Source organism: Clostridium pabulibutyricum, assembly GCF_058242705.1.
Genome location: NZ_JBZAYZ010000004.1, coordinates 134773 through 154869 on the forward strand (window position 1 = coordinate 134773; position 20097 = coordinate 154869).

Here is a 20097-nt window from a genome sequence, read left to right on the forward strand (position 1 = left end):
AAAGTACATCGAATAAGAATTGAGAAAACGTTTAAGAAATCGGGGGTTGAAATATGGAAATTAAAAAAAGACCTACTAAAGTTAGATTGTTTGTATTAATGCTTTTGTTTATTGCTGTTGCTATCAATTATATGGATAGGGCAAATTTATCAGTTAGTGGATCTTCAATTCAAAGTCAATTTAAACTGACTTCCACGCAGCTTGGAATACTATTCTCTGCCTTCACATGGTCATATACTATTGCACAGTTGCCGGTAGGAGTGCTTCTTGATAAATTGGGACCAAGGATATTGTATGCAGTGGCACTTGTTTTCTGGGGAATATTCACTTTTGTAATGGGTTTTAGTTCCCATCAGATTTTTACTACTACGGCGGCTTCATTTGCATTTCTAATACTTTGTCGTGTATTGATTGGGGTATCAGAGGCACCTGCATATCCAAGCAATACTAAAATAGCATCTCTTTGGTTTCCAAATAAAGAGCGTGCAAGAGCTATAAGCACGTATTCTTCGGCACAGTATATAGGACTTGCTATATTTACACCGGTTTTGTCTATTATGATAACAAGTTTTGGATGGCAGTCAGTATTTTACTTCTCAGGAGGAATTGCCGTTATTTATGGATTTGTATGGTACACATTTTATAGAGATCCAAAGGAGAGCACAAAAGTAAACGACCTTGAACTTGATTATATAAAAAATAATGGAGGGTATAATCCTGACGTTGATAGTACAGAGAAAAATGCAGAGAAGGTTACATTTGCAGAAATAAAATATGTTATAAAACAGAGAAGGGTATGGGGCATTTTTATTGCACAGTTTGCTGCATCTTCAACGCTTTATTTTTTCCTCACATGGTTCATTGTGTACCTTCAGAAAGGTCTCCACCTTTCTATAAACAAGGCTGGAATTATAGCTTGTGCTCCGTATCTTATGGCTATGGCAGGAGTGCTCATGGGAGGAACTATAAGCGATTCTTTATTAAAGAAGGGAAAGAGTACAACTTTTTCAAGGAAATGTCCGATGATAGTTGGAATGCTCATATCATCAGTATTATGCCTGACAAACTTCTTCGAAAGTTCACCTGTAATAGCAATTACTATCTTGTCTGTAGCGTTTTTCGCCAATGCGGCATCAAATTTAGGATGGGTTGCCATGAGTGATATAATACCAAAAAACATAATGGGTACAGTTGGAGCAATACTCAATTTATTTGGAAACTTATCAGGAATAATAACTCCTATAGTTTTTGGATCTTTACTTGAGAAGACAAATAATTTTCATGCTGCTATATATTATATCTCTGCAGTTTCATTTATAGGTGCAATACTTTTCATGATTGTTGTGGATAAGCTTGAACCTATTGATTTGAAAGAGTTTAGAAAAAGTCAAAATAAGTTTGCAGAACAGTGAATTGTCCCGTAAAGGGTAAGATAAATAATAAAAAAGGAGTGATATATCAATGAAAGAAGTAATTGTTTTAAATCCTCATAAATATGAAATAAGGGAGGTTCCTACACCAAAAGTCACAAATGAATATGATGTTTTAGTGAAAATGAAGTCGGCAGGTGTTTGCGGAAGTGATTTTCATCTATATAATGGTACCAATCCATGTTCAACATATCCAAGAATACCAGGCCATGAAAATGCAGGAATTGTATCGGCAATTGGCAGCAAAGTAACAAATGTAAAGGTTGGAGACCATGTAATCGTTGATTTGATTTCAACTTGCGGAGAGTGTTATCAATGCAAAATAGGAAGAAAAAATGTGTGCGAAAGTGTCAAAGTCAGAGGTTCAGGTGGAGCTGAGGGAGGTTGGAGAGAATATTTTACAGTCCCTCAGGATGAGGTTTATAAAATATCAAACAAGGTACCTTGGAAAGATGCTGCACTTGTAGAACCTTTTGCCATAGGAGCACATTGTACAAACAGGGGACGTGTGGTTAAAGATGACGTTGTATTTATACTTGGCACCGGAACAATTGGGTCAATTATTCTTCAAACATGCAAAGCTAAAGGTTGTAAAACAGTAATATGCTGTGATGTAAACGACGATTCTCTTGAAAGAGCCAAAATGTATGGAGCAGATTATACAATTAATTCTAAAAATGAGGATATCGTTGAAAGAATCAGGGAAATAACGCATGGAAAAGGAGTTAGCATAGCTTTTGATTCAGCATGTTTTCAAGGGTCTCTTACACTTATTATGCAGCCTGGAATAGTTAGAAATGCCGGCAGGGTTGTTCCAATGGGATTTGTGGATAAACCTGAACAAATAACACAAGCTATGATAAATCAAAGGGAACTTGACATTATTGGATCCAGAATGTCATGCTATCAGTTTGAACCTACTATAGAGCATATGGAGAATGGTGATTTTAATCTAGAGGGTATTGCTACAACATTTGTGAAATTTAGTGAGATAGAAAAAGTTTTTGATTTGATTCAGAATCCAGATCCACAAGTTAAGAAAATAGTAATATTGTTTGATTAAAGATCTAATTAAATTTATGGAAGGGAAGTAATGATATGAATTTATTTGACATAAAGGGTAAGAAGGCAATTGTTACAGGAGGAACAAGAGGTCTTGGATATGGAATGGCCGAGGGACTTATGGAAGCAGGATGCGAAGTTGCAATTGTGGGAACTTCAGAGAAAGTATACTCCGTAGCAGAAAAATTTTGTGACAGAGGATTCAAGTGCCATGGTATAAAAGGGAATTTTGAGTATAGAGATCAAGTGTATGATGTTTTCAATGAATGTGTGGAAAAACTAGGAGGAGATCTTGACATACTTGTTACAGCTCATGGTATTCAGAGGAGATATAGTGCAGAATTGTTTCCTGTGGAAGAATGGGACGCTGTTTTGAATGTAAATCTTAATTCCGTTTTTATACTGTGCCAGGAAGCTGCAAAGATAATGCTTAAAAAGAAATATGGTAAGATTATTACCATAGCGTCAATGGTTTCATTCTTTGGAGGTCAGACAGTTCCGGCATATTCGGCAGCAAAAGGTGGAGTTACACAAATGACAAAAGAAATGAGTAATGACTGGATTTCAAGGGGAATAAATATAAATGCCATTGCACCTGGATATATGGCAACTAAAATGAATGAAGCTCTTCTTGACAAGAGTAATCCAAGGTACAAGGAAATTACTGATAGAATTCCGGCACACAGATGGGGAACCGGTGACGACATGAAAGGTACATGTATTTTCCTCTCATCCCACGCAAGTGATTACCTTGGTGGAGCTATTATACCAGTTGACGGTGGGTATTTGGTAAAGTAAAAATGAAAAATGAATTTCAAGGTATTACCTTGAAATTCATTTTTGTTATATTGGAGGTAAGCTTATCTCCAGATTTATTTTCTATATTGTCGAGTATGGTTATTGTATATTCCATATCTTTATCATAACCGCCGTAGGGAGGTTCTATTAATATGGTACTTGGAGTTTCGAATTTGAAGGATACATTTTGGATATTTCCATTCTCGTCCGATACTTCTATATTGTTTCTCATTGACATGTCTATGCTTTCTGTTACATTGTCGTCTTTGTCCTTTTCGGTTTTGTCTTTAAGAGGACTGTTGAATTTGACCTTCCACACTTTATAAATGTCTTTTGTAGTTTTTTCGTTTAAAGTCTGGATACTGGTATTTTTTATTATCGAACATTTACCGTCCTCTATAGCAAGTGCATATCCGTTGTTGAAACTTGTTGCGTAGTCGAAATCATTGTTTATCAAAGTTGAACCAAGCCTGTCTATATATTTCCACTTTATATCGTCATTGTCACCTCTTGAGCCCTCATCTTTTCTGACTACGGATGAGCCTTCTGTAAAGTTTTCTGCGGAATCGAATTTTGGTTCCACTACTACCTTCCCGTTCTCATCAATAAAACCATATTTCCCATTTTCCTTTATTTCGGCCAGTCCTTCATGGAAAGCATATATCTTTTCAAAACTGGATTTCATTTTTATGTCTCCAGAAGTATTTTTAAAACCATAGGCATCCTTCTGGGTTACTATTGTCTTGTCTTCACTGTAATTGTCTATCCAATCGTATATTGGCTGTATTATAATTTTTCCCGATGAGTCTACCATCCCGTAATTTCCATTTTTAGATATGAGCGACATACCGGAATTTGCAGGGATTACGCTGTCAAATTGGGGGCTGAGTATTTCCTTCCCAGAATAGTCTGTAATTCCAAATTCACCTGACTTTTTTATTTTTAGGAGATTATTGTTCAAGAAGGATATGTCATCGTACTTTGCTTCAAGTACGAGTTTTCCTTTTGTATTTGAAAGCCCCCATTTACCGTTTCTTTCTGCGGGTATCAAACTGCCGGACGGCTGTTTCATTTCTTGAAAGTCTGTAACTGTAAGATTGCCCTTTTCGTCCACGATGTTCCAGGTGCTTTGTTTCTTTACAACGGCATGACCGTCTTTGAAGTCCGAGGCATCAGAAAAATCACAATTTAGAAACATGCTGCCTTGTTTGTCCACAAATCCGTATTTGTTGTTTTGTCTTACTTTCATGAATCCATCATTGAAGCCGTATATAAAGTCAAATTTCAAGTTTGATAGAATTGTGCCGTTTTTATCTGCAATCTGCCATTTTGAATCAATTTTTACAGCGGCTGCGTTATCTTTTGGAAAGTAGGATATATCATCGTATATTGGTTTTATGATTGTTCTCCCGCTTTTGTCTATTATACCAACCTTGGAACCTTTTGATACTTTTGCATATCCGTCTTTAAAGTCTCCTATGGAAGTAAACTGGGGTTCTATTATTAAATTTCCTTTTGTATCTATAAGACCATAGAGATTGTCTTTTTGTATTTTTGCAATACCACTTTTAAAAGGATATACGCTGTCGGCTTGAATATTGGTTTTTGATATGTTGTAATTGCTGTTTGAAGACTTTGCCATCGCATAGTTCGGTATTACTTGAAGAGTACCAAGGATGATACCTATGCAAAGTAATATTGTAAAATGTCTGCCTGGTAGTTTTGGCATATGTTTCCCTCCCTTTTAGTTTATTATATCATTAGCTTGCTTTATAATTAAATCAATTTTATAAAAATGTATTTTGCCATGGGACAAAATTCAGTAAGCGTTTTCTTTTGTAGATGATATAATGAAAATGTAGCCGGAGGGTGATGGATAAAATGGAAAAAAGATCTAGAAAAATAATGATGTCTGTAGCCAAAGAAAATCATTTTGCTGTAGGAGCATACAATGTTTCCAACGCGGAGCTGTTAAAGTCCGCAGTTGAACAATGCGAGGCCGATGATGCACCTGGTATAATAGCTGTACATCCTGAGGAGCTTGCATATGCAAAAGATGACTTTTTTTCATATGTACTTCAGAGAATAAAAGGCAACAGGGTCCCATTTGTACTCCATCTTGACCATGGAGATACCATTAAAAATGTTGCACGTGCAATTCATGACGGTTTCAGTTCGGTTATGATAGATGGCTCTCTCGAGTCCTGGGAGTCAAATGTGGCAATTACTAAAAAAACCGTTGAAATGTGTCATTTTGTTGGAGTTTCAGTTGAAGGAGAACTTGGAACCATAGGACAGACGGGGAATCATATTAAAGAGCATTTGCAAAATGGTATTTATACACAGCCCGAGGATGCCGTAAAATTCGTTGAAGAGACAGGCGTTGACACACTTGCTGTGGGAATTGGAACTGCTCATGGAATTTATCCTTCAGATGTCACTCCTAAAATACGTATAGATATTCTCAAGGAAATACTGAATGTTGTACATATTCCGCTTGTACTTCATGGTGGTTCGTCAAATCCGGATGAGCAGATTGCAGAAGCCGTCAGAACGGGTATATCAAAAGTCAACATCTCTTCCGATTATAAATATGCTTTTTTCAAACAGGCAAGGAAAGTTTTGAGAGAGGATGAGGGATGGGATCCAAATAATCTTTTCCCATCGTGTATAGCAGAAGCTAAAAAAGTGGTACACCATAAAAACAAGTTATTTAATGCAGTAGGCAAGGCTAAATTGTATTCTGAAATTGAACCGTGGAGAAATCAATTTGTTTAGTCCATAAAAAATTGCCTGGCTGTATGTAATTCTTTAACATTGGAAATATTACTGTATATCATAGGTGATATTTCCAATGTTTTTTAAATTAGGCTATCATGTTATTATAGTATAATAAAAATGAAGATAACGGTGGAAGTGAGTTTGTTCAATTTATAGATATAAATAGATATCCTAAGTTATTAGCTAAAGGAAGCTTAGGAGATCTTGTAGTAAATAATGAAGTCTTGAAGAGTATAAAAGATAAAAGTAGAAATAAAGATTATTCATGGTTGGAGGGATAAGTAAATGAATATAAAAATTATTGATTGAAAGTGAAGAAGATACGTTAATACTTCCATTAGCTACAATAATAGAAACTGGAAATGACATAGCACATATTTCCAATGGAAATATTAGAAGAGAAAAAGTCACACGATTTTCCAAGTACTTAGAAAAGACAGCAAAAGATGAGATACCTGCTATAGGAAGTATTATGATTTTGAGTTTTGATGCTCATTTACAGGGATATAAAGAGAAGTTAACTTTGCCGCAGAGAAGAAAAGATATATAAATTTTAATAAGGGAGGTATTATGATGAAACATTTGCTGGGTGCCGTTGAAGCCGGCGGAACAAAATTTGTCTGTGCTGTTGGAAGCAGAGAAGGTAAAATTGAAAAGCGTGATCAATTTCCAACTGAAACACCTGAGAAAACAATGGAAAAGGTTTGTAAATTCTTTGAACGGTATGAGGTAGAAGCAATTGGAATTGGATCTTTTGGACCTATAGATGCTGATCCAAAGTCGCCGACTTATGGCTATATTAAAGACACTCCCAAACTTTTATGGAGAAATTATGATTTTTTAGGTGCGATGAGAAAACACTGTGATGTTCCTTATGTGTGGACAACGGATGTAAACGTGGCCGCATATGGAGAGTATAAGCTTGGTGCGGGAAGAGGCATGGAAAATGTATGTTATGTTACTGTCGGAACGGGAGTTGGTGTGGGCTATGTTTCCCATGGAAATTTATACTGTGGACGAAGTAATCCTGAAAGTGGACATATTTTGCTGCACAGGTTTGAAGGAGACAGGTTTGAAGGAAATTGTGAGTATCATGGCGACTGCATAGAAGGATTGACTTCTGGGCCGGCAATTGAAAAACGCACAGGCAGGAAGGCGTTTGAAGTGCCTGCAGATGATCCGGCATGGAAAATTGAAGCATATTATCTTGCACAGGCGTGTATGGATTATACACTTACGTTCTCACCTGATATAATAATTTTAGGCGGTGGAGTGATGAAACAGGAACAATTGTTTCCAATGATACGCCGGGAATTTTTAAAACTTCTGAATGGTTATGTGATTGTTCCGGATGTGGATAAGTATATAGTACATGTTAAACTTGGAGATGATGCAGGCATTACAGGAAGTTTGCTTGCAGCTGCAGATATTTGTAAAAATTGAGAGGAGAGATAAATTGTGAGTGAACCATTATTTTTGAAACCATATTTTCAAAATAAAATGTGGGGCGGAAGTAAGCTTGAGAAGAGATTTGGATATGATATTCCAAGTGACCATACTGGTGAATGTTGGGCAATATCGGCCCACAAACACGGGCCTGCTAAAATTAAAAATGGAATTTATGCAGGAAAAACACTGAATGAGCTTTGGGATAATAATCGTGAATTATTTGGCAATGCCTCTGGGGATAAATTTCCTATGCTCACTAAAATCCTTGACGCACGAATGGATTTATCTGTTCAGGTTCACCCGGACGATTCCTATGCCATGGAGCATGAACACGAATTGGGCAAAACTGAATGCTGGTATATTATAGAAGCGGAGGAAGGCTCTGAATTAATTTACGGGCATTATGCAAAAACAAGAGAAGAGCTGGCTGAAATGATTCATAATAACGACTGGAATAAGCTGCTCAGACGCATACCGGTTAAGGCAGGGGAGTTTTACTATGTCCCAAGTGGTACCATACATGCGCTTGGAGGTGGAATCATGGCGCTTGAGACACAGCAAAGTTCTGATACAACTTACAGGGTTTATGATTTCGACAGAGTTGATCCAAACAGCGGCAAAAAACGTGAACTTCATGTAGATCAGTCAATAGCTGTTATAACCGTGCCTCATGTTGATCCAAAGCTGGACATAAAGGAATACCGTGTAGGTGATGCTAAGGTGACTTGTTATGTGAAAAGTGACTTTTTTACTGTTTACAGGTGGGAGCTTTGTAATAATGGAAAAGCTGAATTTGAAAGAGGAGAGGCACCGTACACGCTTGCATCTGTGTTGAGTGGCAGTGGGACTTTGACAGTAGACGGAAAGGAATACAAACTGGCGAAAGGGGACCATTTAATTTTGCCATTTGATGTGAAAAGCTGGAGCATATCCGGGAATCTCAGGATTATTGCTTCGGAGCCGGGTAAAAGAGTATAGATTGTGAACATTTTTCCATATTGACAATCAATATAGAATAAAATAGATAGTTATAGTATAATGTAGATAAAATATTAAAATGGAGGAAAATATGGTTAAGAACGCAGAACACAATCCACAGAACAGTGATAAAAATGAATATGTTTCTACAAAGTTGTCCCTGCTTGAGAAGGACAATGTTGTAATTTCTGATGTACATAAGGAAATCCTGGAAGATGAGATAAACGAGCTGCCTCCTATAAAAGAAGGCGAACTTAATATTTCCGGAGTATATATATATGATATAGGAGAAAAATTTGAAGCTAAAATATATGTAAGAAACGGACTCTCGGAAAATTTAAATTTGGAGGATATTCCACTTGTCATAAAGAATTCGAAAGATGAGACGCTTGGAGTTCAAACCTTCAATTTGAGGGGACTTGGAAAACTTCCGCCACACTCTGTAAGACCTATAAAAGTTTATTTTGAAAAGGATAATGTCAAGGTGGACAAGATGCCTGAAGACTGGGAGATTGTTTTAAGTGGTACATTTAAAATAACTACCAAGGTAAGACCTAGTTTTGAGGGACTTCCTGAAGATTTGGAAGAAAAGGACAGAAAAGTGCTTGGTGATTTTCTTGAAACTCTGCCAGAACTTGAAGAAGGCGAATTTAGTATATCTACATTCAGTATTGGTATTGAACAAGATGGAAGAGTTCTTGTTACATGTGTAATGAGAAATGCAGCACCAAAGCCTATAACACTCAGCAGAATGCCTATTACTGTATTGAATGAGAAAAATCTTGTGTTCCAGTCAAGACAGTTTGAACTTAAAGATTTTACTGTAAGGCCTTACAAGGCAAAGCTTTGCAATTTTGCATTCCAGACGAATGTAAAACCTGAAAAAGCACAGGAACTTAAAGGCTGGTCTGTAGCGTACAAGCTTGTAAAATAAAATTGATTATTTAACACAAAGGCCGTAAATCTCCTGTCTTCTATAAGTGGGAGATGAACAGCCCTTTTATTATGATAAGTTTAAATTTGAAATAGGAAGTTATCAAATATCATCTAACGAGGTTTACATATGAAGGTATTAATTGCACCAATGTCGGCTATGGCACAGACTAATGGCTGTATGACAAGAGCAATCGCCATTTGTCATGAATTGCTGAGCAATGGACATGATGTTGCATTTTGTGCAGCAGAGGATATGAATTACAAAACCGTTACGGATGTGAAAAATTATTATGCTCCTGTTCCATCTCCTTTAGGACTTCCTCTCGTGCTAGGAAAAAGAGCATTCAAAGTTGCTAAAACATTAGGAATACAGCAAAGGAAATCAGTCAACAGTTTTGAGGAAGTTCTACAGCTAACGGGAGCAAACAATAGAAAATATTTTGAGCAAGATTTATTGTGTTTACAGAAAGCTATACAAGATTTCCAGCCAGACATTATATACTCTGAATTTAGATTGACTGCTATTGTGGCGGCTAAACTCGAGGGAGTTACTGTAGCAGGGAGCATAAGCTATCCAACTCAAACGTCTTATGCATGCAATTCAAAATATTCTGGTGAAGTTCGCCGATTTTTGCAAAACAAAGGTCTGTCACAAATTTCATCAATTTTGGATGTTTTCAGGTGGATGGATATAAAGTTCGTCCCCAGTTCTTACGAGTTGGAGCCATTTAGCGATGAAAAAGTTGTTTTTACAGGTGCGTTTTTTAAACCAGGTGAAGTTGAAATATGTAAGCATCCCAATATCATAGTGGTCTATATGGGAAATGGTGCTATTACAACAAAAAAGGTAGTTAAAGAATTAATTTCAGCTTTTCATAACAGTAGTTACAATATTTATATTGCTTCATCTGATCTTACTTCGAGAAATTTTGATAATATTACTATAGACAAATACTTCGACTTTGCGGATTTAATGCCGAAAGCAGTAGCATATATCAACCATGGAGGGCAAAACAGCATTATGACAGGATTGATGTATGGAGTTCCTCAAATTATCTGTGCTGGAAAAGTTTTTGAGCGAAAATATAATGCTGAATCAATTGTAAGACTTAATGCAGGGGTATCTTTACAAATGAAAGAGTTTACGTCTAAAACACTGAGAAGTGCAGTGCAGACATTTGAAAATAATAACAAGTATAAGGCAAACGCGTTAAGAGAGGGAAAGACTATTGAAACATTAGGCGGTGCTAAAACAGTAGTTGAGGTTTTGCAAAAGCACTTGATATAGAAAAATAATCATCTAACTTGGATTTGAATATCCAGGTTATTTTTATGTTATAATCATTACCAATATGAATTTACTATTTAAAAGAAGGTGTTTTGCATGAAGAAGATAGCTGTGATTTTATTCTGTGTTTTGTGGATGGGTTTTATATTTTACAATTCCTCCAACAACGGAGTTCAGTCAAACAATAGAAGCTACAATTTTTTAAATGACCTTAGAAATATAAAACATGGTGATTTCCATATAGTCAAGGATTTAATTGGACAGGATAAGCAAAAAGATGATAATGGTACAAATAAGATCTCTTTAAAGAAAAAATTACAGAAAGCCTTTGACATTCCAGATACGAAGCAGGGGAGATTGAATATTTTTATAAGAAAGAATGCTCATGCTTTTGAATATTTTGTACTTGCTGTAATTGTGTCGATTGTGCTGTCAAGTTTTGGACTAAAGGGAAGGCGGGCAATAATATACATTATGTTTCTATGCCTTTTTTATGCTGTTACAGATGAATTTCACCAACAACTGGTAGCAGGGAGGACATCACTTGTAAGCGATGTTTTAATAGATTTTTTTGGGAGCCTTTTGGGGATATTTGCATATTACGTCATACGGTACAAGCTTTTTAATAGGGGTAAGAGGAGCTCTTTGCGTAAGTAGGCATGGAATAATACAGCTACTTAATGTATAATTGCATTGTAATAAATTTAACAATTTGATATCAAATATTAAGGGGGAAATCAGCAAATTGGAAATTGAAGAAATCAAAAAGTTAATATGCAGGACTATTGACGAAAATGCGGATGATATAATAAAATTTTCTAAATCCGTAGAAAAAAATCCCGAACTTGGCTTCAAAGAGGAGAAAACTTCCCAAAAAGTAAAAGAAGTTTTCGATAAAATAGGACTTAAGTATAGGGACAAACTTGCAATAACCGGAGTAAAGGCGAAATTGAAGGATAGTTCAGAAGGTGTAAATGTAGCAGTTATTGGAGAGATGGATGCAGTCATATGCAGAGGCAACAAAAACACTGATCCAGAAACTGGTGCAGCACATACCTGTGGACACCATCTTCAGCTTGGGGCTTTGATTGGATCTGCAATTGGACTTAAACTGTCGGGAGCTTTGGACGGCCTTGATGGAAATGTAACATTCATGGCTGTTCCGGCGGAGGAATGCATAGAAGTTGAGTACAGGCAGAAACTTCGGGAAGAAGGCAAAATTCACTTCATGGGTGGAAAGCAGGAACTCATATATCAGGGTGAATTTGGAGATGTTGATATTGCCATGATGATGCATTCTTTAAAAGACAGCCCAAAACCGTCAGCTGCAATAGGAAAGACAAGCAATGGATTTATAGTAAAGACAATACAGTATTTAGGAAAAGTGGCACATGCGGCAGAGGCACCGGAAGAGGGTATAAATGCGCTTAATGCTGCAATGCTTGGAATAATGGGAGTCAATGCACTTAGAGAAACTTTTCGTGATGAGGACTGCGTTAGGTTTCATCCTATAATTACAAAAGGCGGAGATGTTGTAAATTGTGTTCCGGATGATGTAAGAATGGAAAGCTATGTTCGCGCAAAAACAGTAGATGCCATGGTAAAAGCAAATAAAAATGTAGACAGGGCGCTTAAAGCTGGTGGAGATGCTGTTGGTGCGAAAACTATAATAAACAATATTCCAGGATACCTTCCTCTTAGATGTTCTACTGAATTAAACAGTGTTTTTAGAGAAAATTGTACAAGAGTTCTGCCAGAAGAAGCAGTAATCGATGCAGGGCATTTCTTTGCGTCTACGGATATGGGCGATGTATCACAGCTCATTCCATCAATACATCCTTACATCGGTGGTGTAAGCGGACTTTTACATTCAAGTGATTTTAATGTTGAAGATTATAATGCAGCTTGTGTCCTGCCAGCAAAAATCTTGGCAATGACTGTTGTGGATTTGCTTTTTGACAATTGTAAAAAGGGGCGGGAAATTGTGGACAATTTTGAACCTGCATTTACAGTTGAAAAGTATTTAAGCATGATGAATGAGTTTTATAACTGATATTTTATTTTGGAGGAAAAAATAATGATAAAAAAATACTGGAAAATATGTCTTCTGGCACTGGTGCTTGTTGTGGTTTGTGAATTCATAGGTGAAAAGAAGATAAAATTAGGACCGGGTTACCTTATAATACTCCCAATGCTTTTTGCTTTGGTTTTTGGAACCATTATAAGTCTCCCAAAATTAAAAATTCTCTCCAGGGAGGAAATGAAACTTTCAAATTCTATAATGAGTATAGCTGTAGTAATATTTGTTGCAAAGATAGGTGCGACCATGGGGCCGTCAATCGCGATGCTTTTTAAATCTGGTATTGCACTTTGCCTTCAGGAGCTCGGGCATTTTCTTGGAACCGTTATCCTTGGACTTCCCATTGCGCTGCTGCTTGGAATGAAGAGAGAAGCTGTAGGTGCTACATTTTCTATAGACAGGGAGCCTAATATTGCAATTATTGCCGAAAAATATGGAATGGATTCACCAGAGGGAAGAGGAGTTATGGGCATATACATATGTGGTACTCTGTTTGGAGCCATATATATAGGACTTCTTGCAGGATATCTCGGATCGCTTAAAATATTTAATCCACTTGCGCTTGCAATGGGATCTGGAGTAGGTTCGGGAAGCATGATGGCGGCGGCATCCGGGGCAATTGCATCCGTATTCCCGGCACAGCAGAAGGAAATAGCAAGTTTTGCTGCAGCTTCAAATTTGATAACAACAATAGTTGGAATATATTTTACGCTGTTTGTTTCACTTCCTGTAGCAAACAAGCTTTACAGTTGGCTTGAACCTAAAATAGGTAGAAGAAGATAGGAGAAGTTGAATATGGAAAATTGGAAGCAGAAATTATTTGTTTTATTGTGGGTCGGATTTGTAGCATTGATAGGTAACAGTATAAGTGATAAGGTATCTTTGAAGATAAGTGCAATTGGAATGTTAATATTGATTGGAATTACGGTTTTAGGAATGGTTATAGGCAAGGTTGTTCCTCTGAAACTTCCTACAGTATTTTGGGTTTCAATAATAGCGGTTCTTGTTACAAGTCCTGTAAATCCTTATGGAGCATATATAGATTCGAATTATTTGAGTAAAATAGACATGCTTGCGCTTACAACTCCAGTACTTGCCTTTGCAGGGCTTTCCCTTGGAAAAGACCTGAAACTTTTCAAAGAGTTGAGCTGGAAAATAGTTGTAATTGCTATTACAGTTTATACTGGTACCTTTGTCTTTGCAACAATAATTGCAGAAGTGGTGTTGAGATTAGACCATTTTATTTAGAAGATACAAAATTTGTTGACTAAACTTTTTTATAGAGGTATATTAATTAGTAACGTTATAATAGTTTTTGTCTTATAACTTTGAAAATTAACTAAGGGGGCTTTTGATGTCAAAATCATACGTATTTTATCAAGGAAAAATTGTAGATGAAAGTGAAGTAAGTGTGGGCATAAGAAGCAAGGCGTTCAACTACGGACTTGGATGCTTTGAAGGGATAAGAGCTTACTGGGACGAGGAGCAGAAACAGCTTTTTGGATTCAGGCTTAAAGATCATTATACAAGAATGCTTCAGTCTGCAAAAACACTTAACTTGAATGTTCCATATACAGTGGACGACCTTTGCAAATGGACTGTAGAGTTGCTTAAGAAAAATGAATTCAAGAGGACTACTTATATAAGGCCTATAATTTATAATGATGCTCAGGATATAGGGCCGAATCTTATTAATCCTGATGTAAAAGTTGTAATATATTGTCAACCTCTTGACAAATATGCAGGAAAATCTGAACTGAGCGTTGGGGTAACGTCTTGGGGCAGGATTGAAGATAACATGATACCACCTAGAGTAAAGGCCACTGCTTCTTATTTGAATTCGGCACTTGCATCGCTTGAGGCGCATAGAGCAGGCTTTGACGAAGCAATATTCCTTACAAGATCGGGACATGTTTGTGAGGGACCTGGAGAAAACTTGTTCATATATAAAAAAGGAAAGTTAGTAACTCCTTCAGCTTCAGACAATATACTTGAAGGTATAACAAGAGACCTTGTTATAAAGCTTGCAGAAGAAGAACTTGGACTTGAAGTTGTTGAAAGAAGCGTTACAAGAACTGAACTTTATGCGTCAGATGAAGTATTTTTCAGTGGAACAGCTATGGAGGTAACTCCGATAATTGAAGTTGACCATAGAATTGTTGGAAATGGAAAAGAAGGAGAAATATGCAGGAAGCTCAAGGAGTTGTTCTTTACGCTTACTGTAGGAAAAAATCCAAAATATGCAGATTACTGTACTCCTATTTATTAGAAAATAGAAAATGATTATGGAATACCGGATTCATTCTGGTATTCCATTTTTATATAAAGAGTAAATTAAGTGGATGAATTCAGGAAATAATAACATGAATTTTTTTGCTCTCAAGTTCTGCCTTTACAGCATCAGAAATATTCGCATCTGTAATGACAGTTTTTACTTGATCTTTTAGATTCATGGGAACAACACCATTATTTGAAAATTTATTACTTTCTGTTAAGACAATAATCTGTCCGGCTTGATGTGCCATGTCACGCACAGCTTGTGCACGCATTTGATCACGGTTGGTGAAACCAACTTTGGTATTATATCCATCTGTCCCGATAAAAAACAAGTCTACAAAAAAGTTTTCTATACATTGCCGAATCATAGGACCAACCATGACTTGTGAATCTTGTTGATAGATTCCTCCCAAAAGAATAACCTGAAAATTAGATTTTCCACGTATATAGCCAGCAATAAATGCGCTGTTGGTGATGATTGTTAAATCTTTTTTTGTAGTTGTCAGAGTATCTGCTAAAACTGCACAGCAGCTTCCACTTTCAATCATAATGGTATCGCCGTTACAAATAAGTTCAGATGATTTTTGGGCAATTTTTCGTTTTTCTTCGTAGTGGTAGGCAATCCTGCCATTAATATCATCTGTGCTGCATAATAGAGCAAAACCATGTTCTCTTTTAATAATTCCCTTTCTTTCCAACGCATCGAGATCTTTTCGGATTGTAACTTGAGAAACACCAAGTTTTTTTGAGAGAAGTGACACTTCCATTTTATTTTGATGAGTAAGAAATTCTAATATTTTATTTGATCTGTGTTTCATATTGTCACCTCGATTGTTTTTCTATCAGTATACTACAAACAATTATTTTTTCAATGACGTATAGTTATAAATACAGGGTTAATGCATGAAAGAATTAGAAAAAAGCATTAATTCCATACTTATGAAATTCCTGTAGGTAATCATATAAATCATCTTGGTGAAGGGAAGGGATATCTGCATAGTGATAAGGCTGACCTAATAGATGATACTTATTTTCTCCAAATTGATGGAAAGGGAGAAGCTGACAACTTTCGATACCGACTGTATGAAGAGTAGTTGCAAATCTGGCAGCATCTTCAAGAGAGTTATTAAATCCCGGGATGACAGGGATTCTTGGTAGAACAGTTTTTCCTATTCTAACTGCATACTTCATATTAACAAGAGGAAGTTCATTATAGACACCTGTATATTCTTTATGCTTTTCGGTATTCCAGTGCTTCATGTCAAAAAGAACATAATCTATATATGGAATAATCTTATTAAAAATTTCTGGAATAGCAAAACCAGTTGTTTCACAACAAATGTGAAGTCCTTCTTCTTTTGCTGCAAGAAGTAATTCTTCTGCAAAATGAGGCTGGAAAAGAAATTCTCCACCGGACAATGTAATACCGCCATCTTCTTCATAAAATACTTGATCCTGTAATACTACATTTATGATTTCTTGCACTGTTTTTTGTTCACCTTCTGTTTCCATAGCTTTTTTAGGACATTCCAGTACACAGCGCCTACATCCATTACATAAAGCAGTGTTGATATGTATATGTTCTTTGTGTAAAGTAATGGCACCAATAGGACAAATATCTATACAATGAAGGCAGGTTATACATTTTTTCTGATCCAAAAATATTTGCGTCTTGGAAAGTTGACTTTCAGGATTGGAACACCAGAGGCAATGAAGTGGACATCCTTTGAAGAACACCACAGTTCTGATACCTGGTCCATCGTTGATACTAAATTTTTGAATGTTAAATATTACACCGGTTTTATCACGGTCTGCTTTTTTCATAATGATATTACCTTCTTCCTTTGTATAATAAGATTATACAACAACTCAGCTAAAAACTAAAATTTCAAATGAAAGTAAAAATATTTTCTAACAAAAATTATTGACAGACATATAATGAAATAGTAAAGTTTAATTATAAATAAAATTAATTAAAGTTATGAATGAAATTAATGGAGGCGATAATATGAAGAGCAAAGCGCATTTTGGCAAATTGACAGACAGGATGCAGGCTTTTCGTGAAGAAATTTTGAATGAAAAGCCCTATATTGATGCCGAGCGGGCAGTATTGGCAACGAAAGCATATAAGGAAAATTTGAATCAGCCTCGTGTGATTATAAGAGCACGTATGCTGAAAGAAATTTTGGAAGGTATGACGATTTATATTGAGAAGAAATCTATGATTGCGGGAAATCAGTCAACGAAGAATCGCAATGCACCTATTTTTCCAGAATATACGATGGAATTTGTAATGAATGAGCTTGATCTTTTCGAGAAGAGAGATGGAGATGTTTTTTATATTACGGAAGATACTAAAAAACAGCTTCGTGAAATTGCACCATTTTGGGAAAACAACAATCTTCGAGCAAGAGGAGAAGCGCTTCTTCCAGATGAAGTAAGCGTATTCATGGAGACCGAAGTTTTTGGAATGGAAGGCAAATTAAATGCGGGGGATGCACATCTGTCTGTTAATTATGGAAGGCTTCTATCTGATGGACTGCGAGGATATGAGAAGAAAACTCGAGAGCTTCAGGCAGCTCTTGATCTTACTGACCCACAGAGCATTGATAAAAATGTATTTTATAAGTCTATTCTGACTGTTATCGAATCAGTTCATAATTTTGCATTGCGTTACAGTGTCCTTGCAGAAGAGTTGGCAGAAAAAGAACAGGACCCAAGAAGGAAAGCTGAACTTCTTAAAATGAGCAGAATTTGTGGAAAAGTCCCTTATGAGCCAGCATCTTCTTTTAGAGAGGCGGTACAGTCAGTCTGGTTTATTCAGCTAATTTTACAGATTGAATCAAATGGACATTCTTTGAGTTATGGAAGATTTGATCAGTATATGTATCCGTACTGTGTGAAAGATTTAAATGAAGGAAAGATGACAAAACAGGAAGCACTTGAGTTGTTGACTTGTCTTTGGATTAAGACACTGACAATCAATAAAGTACGTTCTCAGTCCCATACATTAAGTTCAGCAGGTTCTCCTATGTACCAGAATGTTACTATAGGAGGTCAGACAATTGATAAAAAGGATGCAGTAAATGAATTGAGTTTTGCAGTTCTTCGGTCAGTTGCCCAGACAAGACTGACTCAGCCAAATTTGACGGTTCGTTATCATCAAAATATTGACAAACACTTCTTTGATGAATGTATTGAAGTGATGAAACTTGGATTTGGAATGCCTGCGCTTAATAATGACGAAATTATTATTCCATCATTTATTAATTGGGGTGTTAAAGAAGAGGACGCCTATAATTACAGTGCTATTGGATGTGTAGAAACAGCAGTCCCGGGCAAGTGGGGATATCGTTGTACAGGTATGTCTTATATAAATTTTCCTCGAGTGTTGCTCTGTGCAATGAATAATGGTATAGATATGACAAGTGGCAGGAGGTTTACAAAAGGATATGGATATTTTAAAGAAATGCACACTTATCAAGATTTGGTAAAAGCATGGGACAAGACTGTAAGAGAAATGACGCGTTACAGCGTTATCGTGGAGAATGCCATTGACAAAGCATCCGAGCGGGATGTACCGGATATTCTGTGCTCTGCACTTACAGATGACTGCATTGTAAAGGGGAAGACCATCAAAGAAGGTGGAGCAGTTTACGACTTCACTTCTGGACTTCAGGTAGGAATTGCTAACATGGCAGATTCACTTGCAGCAATTAAGAAGCTTGTTTATGAAGAAAAGAAAATCACGAGAGAGCAGCTTTGGAATGCAATCTTGGATGATTTCCAGTCTACTGAGAATCAAAAGATTCAGCAAATGCTGATAAATGAAGCACCGAAATACGGAAATGATGATGATTACGTGGATCAACTTGTGGTAGAAGCTTATGATTCTTACCTGGATGAGATAAAGAAGTATCCGAATACAAGATATCATAGAGGTTCGATTGGAGGAATCAGGTATGGTGGAACTTCTTCTATCAGTGCAAATGTAGGACAGGGAATGGGAACCATGGCAACACCAGATGGAAGAAATGCTTATGAACCTTTGGCGGAAGGATGCAGTCCTGCTCATAATGCGGATAAGAGTGGCCCGACAGCTGTTTTTAAATCAGTTTCCAAGCTTCCTACAGAAAAGATTACAGGAGGTGTACTGCTAAATCAGAAAATAACACCTCAGATGGTTTCTACTGAAGAAAATAAACAGAAGTTGGAGATGATGATCAAAGCGTTTTTCAATAGATTACACGGATATCATGTGCAGTATAACATTGTGTCCAGAGAAACACTTTTGGATGCTCAGAAACATCCAGAAGAGCATAAAGATCTGATTGTTCGTGTGGCAGGTTACAGTGCATTTTTCAATGTATTGTCTAAAAAGACGCAGGACGATATTATTGGAAGAACAGAACAGTCGCTATAATTGCATGACAATAGAAGAATATTATCATTATATGGAATGGCGAGATAATAAATTAATGGTGTTGGCGGGCTGTTTAAATCATTTTGGGCAATTTCAGTAATGAAAGAAAATAAGCATAATGCAATTCATGTAGACTTTTGGAATCTGTAAAGCTGCGCTCAATTTTTTGTTTCATTCTATTGTATATACTTTTTCCACCTCAAAGTTTTGATTTATCCATAACCCTGTTACAGGTATATTTTTATATATGTCTTTTAGAAGTTTAACTGAGCACTTTATGTGTTTCATATGTTCTTCTTTACTTGCAGAATTTCCGGAATAGTCATGGTGACCGGTTATAAATATGTATTTTGAAGTATGTAAACTTAGTGATATGTTAATTTTCCTGTTGAGAGAATTTAAAAAATCCATGTCTTTTTCATAAACTAATCGGTCAATTCCAGGCTCGGTTATAGTATCCACATATTCTACATTGAAATTTGCCTTTATCCAGTTTATTGCAGGCAGCTGCACGCGTCCATCCATACAGTTGAGGAGTGTTGCAAAGTTTTTAATCATAACTGGTCTTCCTTTCTTTTTTTTATAAATTATATCA

Annotated in this window: 19 protein-coding genes; 15 read left to right on the top strand and 4 right to left on the bottom strand. The window is 36.4% G+C overall.

The window, feature by feature from the left end; all coding sequences use genetic code 11:
- Window positions 1-53 precede the first annotated feature (53 nt).
- Genes AC4CVH_RS07090 through AC4CVH_RS07100 form a run of 3 tightly spaced genes read left to right on the top strand, consistent with a single transcriptional unit; the run spans window position 54 to window position 3290 of the window.
- A complete protein-coding gene (locus AC4CVH_RS07090) occupies window positions 54-1412 on the top strand; it encodes an MFS transporter (protein WP_490787050.1) in 1359 nt (452 codons plus the stop codon).
- 49 nt (window positions 1413-1461) lie between these two features.
- Window positions 1462-2493 (top strand): alcohol dehydrogenase catalytic domain-containing protein, encoded by a 1032-nt coding sequence (locus tag AC4CVH_RS07095; protein ID WP_490787051.1) that lies wholly within the window; start codon window positions 1462-1464, stop codon window positions 2491-2493.
- A gap of 35 nt (window positions 2494-2528) precedes the next feature.
- Window positions 2529-3290 carry an SDR family NAD(P)-dependent oxidoreductase gene (locus tag AC4CVH_RS07100; protein WP_490787052.1) on the top strand — a complete coding sequence of 254 codons (762 nt, stop codon included), beginning with the start codon at window positions 2529-2531 and terminating at the stop codon, window positions 3288-3290.
- Between the two features lie 16 nt (window positions 3291-3306).
- Here AC4CVH_RS07100 and AC4CVH_RS07105 read toward each other — a convergent pair whose 3' ends face one another.
- Window positions 3307-5019, bottom strand: a complete 1713-nt coding sequence (locus AC4CVH_RS07105; RefSeq protein ID WP_490787053.1) for a WG repeat-containing protein — start codon at window positions 5017-5019, stop codon at window positions 3307-3309.
- Window positions 5020-5171: 152 nt separating this feature from the next.
- On the opposite strand from AC4CVH_RS07105, the gene AC4CVH_RS07110 reads away from it, so the two are divergent.
- From AC4CVH_RS07110 to AC4CVH_RS07160, 11 genes are all read left to right on the top strand, one after another.
- Window positions 5172-6068 (top strand): ketose-bisphosphate aldolase, encoded by an 897-nt coding sequence (locus tag AC4CVH_RS07110; protein ID WP_490787054.1) that lies wholly within the window; start codon window positions 5172-5174, stop codon window positions 6066-6068.
- 304 nt (window positions 6069-6372) lie between these two features.
- The gene (locus tag AC4CVH_RS07115; RefSeq protein WP_490787055.1) at window positions 6373-6621 is read left to right on the top strand and encodes a hypothetical protein; all 249 of its coding nucleotides are present in this window, start codon (window positions 6373-6375) and stop codon (window positions 6619-6621) included.
- A gap of 23 nt (window positions 6622-6644) precedes the next feature.
- The gene (locus AC4CVH_RS07120) at window positions 6645-7514 is read left to right on the top strand and encodes an ROK family protein (RefSeq protein WP_490787056.1); all 870 of its coding nucleotides are present in this window, start codon (window positions 6645-6647) and stop codon (window positions 7512-7514) included.
- Window positions 7515-7529: 15 nt separating this feature from the next.
- Complete coding sequence (gene manA / locus AC4CVH_RS07125; protein WP_490787057.1) at window positions 7530-8498, top strand: mannose-6-phosphate isomerase, class I; 969 nt, start codon at window positions 7530-7532, stop codon at window positions 8496-8498.
- A 91-nt stretch (window positions 8499-8589) separates the two neighbouring features.
- A complete protein-coding gene (locus tag AC4CVH_RS07130) occupies window positions 8590-9432 on the top strand; it encodes an SLAP domain-containing protein (protein ID WP_490787058.1) in 843 nt (280 codons plus the stop codon).
- Window positions 9433-9561: 129 nt separating this feature from the next.
- Complete coding sequence (locus tag AC4CVH_RS07135; RefSeq protein WP_490787059.1) at window positions 9562-10722, top strand: glycosyltransferase; 1161 nt, start codon at window positions 9562-9564, stop codon at window positions 10720-10722.
- 96 nt (window positions 10723-10818) lie between these two features.
- Entirely contained in the window at window positions 10819-11379 is a 561-nt protein-coding gene (locus tag AC4CVH_RS07140) for a VanZ family protein (protein WP_490787060.1), read from the top strand.
- An 88-nt stretch (window positions 11380-11467) separates the two neighbouring features.
- Window positions 11468-12775 carry an amidohydrolase gene (locus tag AC4CVH_RS07145; protein ID WP_490787061.1) on the top strand — a complete coding sequence of 436 codons (1308 nt, stop codon included), beginning with the start codon at window positions 11468-11470 and terminating at the stop codon, window positions 12773-12775.
- 24 nt (window positions 12776-12799) lie between these two features.
- Window positions 12800-13585: a DUF3100 domain-containing protein gene (locus AC4CVH_RS07150; RefSeq protein WP_490787062.1), complete on the top strand. Its 786-nt coding sequence runs from the start codon at window positions 12800-12802 to the stop codon at window positions 13583-13585.
- 12 nt (window positions 13586-13597) lie between these two features.
- Window positions 13598-14050, top strand: a complete 453-nt coding sequence (locus AC4CVH_RS07155) for a hypothetical protein (RefSeq protein WP_490787063.1) — start codon at window positions 13598-13600, stop codon at window positions 14048-14050.
- Between the two features lie 106 nt (window positions 14051-14156).
- Window positions 14157-15071 (top strand): branched-chain amino acid transaminase, encoded by a 915-nt coding sequence (locus tag AC4CVH_RS07160; protein ID WP_490787064.1) that lies wholly within the window; start codon window positions 14157-14159, stop codon window positions 15069-15071.
- A gap of 79 nt (window positions 15072-15150) precedes the next feature.
- Here AC4CVH_RS07160 and AC4CVH_RS07165 read toward each other — a convergent pair whose 3' ends face one another.
- Both AC4CVH_RS07165 and AC4CVH_RS07170 read right to left on the bottom strand, forming a co-directional pair.
- Window positions 15151-15897 carry a DeoR/GlpR family DNA-binding transcription regulator gene (locus AC4CVH_RS07165; protein ID WP_490787065.1) on the bottom strand — a complete coding sequence of 249 codons (747 nt, stop codon included), beginning with the start codon at window positions 15895-15897 and terminating at the stop codon, window positions 15151-15153.
- A gap of 94 nt (window positions 15898-15991) precedes the next feature.
- Complete coding sequence (locus tag AC4CVH_RS07170) at window positions 15992-16903, bottom strand: glycyl-radical enzyme activating protein (RefSeq protein ID WP_490787066.1); 912 nt, start codon at window positions 16901-16903, stop codon at window positions 15992-15994.
- Window positions 16904-17087: 184 nt separating this feature from the next.
- On the opposite strand from AC4CVH_RS07170, the gene AC4CVH_RS07175 reads away from it, so the two are divergent.
- On the top strand, window positions 17088-19502 hold the full coding sequence (locus AC4CVH_RS07175) for a glycyl radical protein (RefSeq protein WP_490787067.1): 2415 nt from the start codon (window positions 17088-17090) through the stop codon (window positions 19500-19502).
- A gap of 171 nt (window positions 19503-19673) precedes the next feature.
- On the opposite strand, the gene AC4CVH_RS07180 is transcribed toward AC4CVH_RS07175, so the two are convergent.
- On the bottom strand, window positions 19674-20060 hold the full coding sequence (locus tag AC4CVH_RS07180) for a carbonic anhydrase (RefSeq protein WP_490787068.1): 387 nt from the start codon (window positions 20058-20060) through the stop codon (window positions 19674-19676).
- Window positions 20061-20097 lie beyond the last annotated feature (37 nt).